3 protein-coding genes are annotated in these 3784 nt (G+C 27.1%); all 3 read right to left on the bottom strand.

The features are described from left to right. Positions 1 to 272 (bottom strand): hypothetical protein (locus VK071_01915; protein HLR34065.1); only part of this gene is annotated, 272 nt, incomplete at its 3' end. A 373-nt stretch (positions 273 to 645) separates the two neighbouring features. Then, a complete protein-coding gene (locus tag VK071_01910) occupies positions 646 to 3306 on the bottom strand; it encodes a CHC2 zinc finger domain-containing protein (protein ID HLR34064.1) in 2661 nt (886 codons plus the stop codon). 20 nt (positions 3307 to 3326) lie between these two features. After that, entirely contained in the window at positions 3327 to 3512 is a 186-nt protein-coding gene (locus VK071_01905) for a helix-turn-helix transcriptional regulator (GenBank protein HLR34063.1), read from the bottom strand. Positions 3513 to 3784 lie beyond the last annotated feature (272 nt).

Genomic DNA, 3784 nt, shown 5'->3' with positions numbered 1-3784 from the left:
TCTTCTAAATATTTTTCCTGGATTTCTTTTTTTTGTTTTTTGTATTTTTTTACTATCGCATCCAATTCATTAATTGCATTATCAAATATTCTATCAATATCTTCTTCTAATCTCTCAACACAATCATTGAACTCTTCACCATATATAGGGATTTCTCCATCACCTGTATTACACACATATATAACATCCATTTCTTCGCCTAATATATCAAGTATTTCTTTCATAGTTATCTCATCATTAAATTCACACCAATCTTCTAACCTTAATTTCATAACAATCCCTCCTTTATTTTTTACAAGCTACTATCACGGTTACTATTTATCTTTTAAAAGTTACTACCCCCGTATTTGAAACAGTAACTTTGAAATATAGCATTTCTAATACTTTAAGCATCAAGGTTACTTAGGTTACTAAAGTTACTACTTTTTGAATTTATCAGTATATTTTTTTATTTATATATAAGACTATTAAAAAAACTCTCTTAAAAAGGGTACTGCTCATTATTTATAGTAACTTTAGTAACTTTAGTAACTAATAAAAATATATATAGTATTTGCAACAGTTTTACATATGTTTTACGGTTACTATTTTGGTTACTATACAGTAACTTTTTAGTAACTACATAGTAACCTTGATTTTATAGGATTAAATTTCTTCCCATTCTATTTCATTATTTGGAACTAAAGTCTGCATATCTAATCCTTTAAGTTTTTCCTTGCTCAAGAAGTAGCATCTTCTACTTTTGCCATCTAGCTTGACTACCTTGTAATAGTCCTTACTTTCTCCTTCTATATACTTAGACTTAGTTATCATTCCAGTAAAAGTTTTTAAATCTAACTTCAATATTTTCCCTCTGCTCTTATAATAACTTTCAAGTACTGGGTATATTGATTTAAAATCAAATTTCAAGTATAGGCTATCTTGTTTATAGTGAACTCCTTCTACTATCGTATATTGACCTATGCCACTTGCTAAATCATCTATAGCTTCTAATACTTCATCATATATTTGTTTAGTCGCATATTCACCATCTAATACATTTTCTTTTAAGTTTTGATATATAAGTCTAGCAATTTCTTCAAGTGGTTTAAAATTGATTTTATCGCCACATATTGAAGATAAAACTGATTGTAAAACTACAATACCCAACATTGTATTATTAAAAGTTGCTTGTATTCTTGGATGAAGCTTAGATTCATTTTTATAAGTATTTTCTATTATATCTAAAGTCTTTAATAATTTTTCTCCATCCCATTTGTTTAGTATATGGATATAAATTTCCATACCTAAACTTTTCATAGCTTCTCGCCCTTCTTTTGTTAAGAAGTAACCACCGTTTTTAATATTATCTTCTGTCATTTCATTACAACTAAACCATATTATGTTACATCTGTTTTTTAAAGCAGTTTCGTCAAGTGTTTCTTCTCCTGCTATTATTAAACTTGAATTATATTTATAAGTTTTAAATCCTTGATTTTGAGTTCCTTTTATTACAGTAGATTCTCCAGTTATACTTCTTATTGTATTAGATAATAATTGCCTTTTAAATTCTCCACTTTGACTTGGTTTAACTTCATCTATAATAGTAGGCATATATGTGTCATTCAATGCCCTTAAAAGTCCATGTGGCATTATAGAAGAAAACACCATAGTATCATTATCTAATCCTAATAAAGGTCTTGTTATATTATCTATTGTAAAAGATTTACCACTTCCACTTTCCCCAACATAACTTGTTACATGGACATTGATTCCGTTACATTCTCTGTATATACTGTTAAGCATATTGGCAACTAAGCTTCCTATTACGTTGTAGCAATTCTTTTCACTATTCCAATTAAACAAATGTTTTGATAACTCTGTAGCAGTTTCTTTATCTAGTCTTTTAGTATCATTAAAATTAACTAAAGTGATGTGATTATCTGCTTTGTAATTTAAGTCTATATCTCCATTTTTCATTAATGCTCCATTAGGAGTTATTAACATCTTTTTATTTTCTATTTCTCTAATCCCAGTTAATAGATATTCATTTCTTTTCTCTATTAAGAAATATTTATTAACCCAAGCTTTAAACATATTCAAGTCTTTAGGTTTTCCATCAAAGAAAAAGCCCATATTCATAAAACTATTGAAACTTTTAACATCCAAGAATAATTTATTACTTCTAGCTTTTATTTTTCTAATTTCATTAAGATTATTTTTTATTATAAATTCAACTATTTCCTCATCTGTATCAATGTTTTCTACCCTAACCAAGCTTATCACATTGAAATTAGTTAGATATATCTTAGTTTCTATCTGTTCCCCTTCAATTTCTTTTATAAAGGTTTTATATACTCCTTTTTCATCTTGTTGTAATTCATATACATTATTTTGATCTAACGTTCTTTCTACTATATCTATTATTAAGCTTCTTATGTCTTTACTTGTTAAACCTTCATTGAATTTACTTTCTATAAAATCAGATATATCTTGCTTTGTATCTTCTTTGAGATGTATCTCCTTTATAAATGGAACTTTAAAGCTTTTAGTTATAGGCATTATTTTTTTCTTGATATTTGCTAAATGTTTTCTTCCTGCTTCATCATTGTCGTGTATTATTACTAACTTAGAGTTAATCAAAGGAGATAGCACATCGTTACTTACACTTGTTATTTCTCTGCAAGTAGTAGCAGTGAATCCTATCCTTTGAAGATTTAGTGCATCTTTTTCTCCTTCAACTAAAAATATTTCTTTATTTTCTCGAATACTTTTTAGTACTCTTGGCATATTATATATTAGGTTTATTTTTTCTGTTTTATAGTCAAGCTTGTAGTAGTCCCCACAGTCTACTATATTTGCTTGGCTAAATTGTTTTTTGCCTGTATCTAAGTTTTTATATTTTATCCTGGCTAATACAGGTTGGTCGTCTTTATCATTGTAAAAATAAACATCTTCAAGTTTAAAGCTTTCATCTGCATACCATGTAGCATTATTTTTTTCTATCCATTCTTTTAATTTATCTAGCTTAGTTTTCTCTATAGTATAGTTAAGTCCTAGTATTTCTATAGCTTTTTTTACGGATTCTAAAACATTACAGGATTCCTTATATCTTATAAAATCTATTAAATCACCACTTGCTCCACAAGTATTAGTAAAGCACTTATATCTACCACCTTTGATTGATAGGCTTGGATGGTTGTCGCTATGAAAAGGGCATTTTGATTTATTATTTGATATGTTCACCCCATAATATTCCATAACTCTTTTTAAATTCTCGCTATCTGATTTTAAAATCTCAATAGCTTCTATTATTGATAATTGCATAATATTTCCCCCTTCTTCAGTTAATCTTCTCCAAACAATTCCTCATAGCTTATATTTAATATTTTTTTTAGCTTTTTAACCTCATCTAAGGTAAAGCTTCTTTCCCCTCTCTCTTTTTTAGAGTATGTTTGTTGAGTTATTCCTATTAATTCAGATAACTCATTTTGAGTAAACCCTTTTATAATTCTGTACTCTTTGACTTTCAACTCATCACCTACTTACTTTTTTATATAATTATATTATACTCCATTTTGTAGTATTTATTATATATAACCGTTCTATTTTTATCGACAAAAAAAGACTATATTTCAATAGCCTTATTTTTGTTAAATTAAAGTTATTATTAGAGTTGAATTATTGTTTTACTTCCTAATCTTCATATCCTTCTCTTTCATATATTACTGACATTATATCTTTACTAAAATTATTAACTGATTTTAGAATTGTCGCAAGTTCATCTATTTCTATTTCTTCAATA

The sequence above is a fragment of the Tissierellales bacterium genome, assembly GCA_035301805.1.
GTDB lineage: Bacteria > Bacillota > Clostridia > Tissierellales > DATGTQ01 > DATGTQ01.
The sequence above is the reverse complement of the archived record's forward strand: the minus strand, read 5'-3'. Positions and strand labels throughout refer to the sequence as shown.

Coding starts and splice junctions, on each gene's coding strand:
- VK071_01910 (HLR34064.1), bottom strand. CDS start 3,306: ATGCAATTATCAATAATAGAAGCTATTGAGATTTTAAAATCAGATAGC.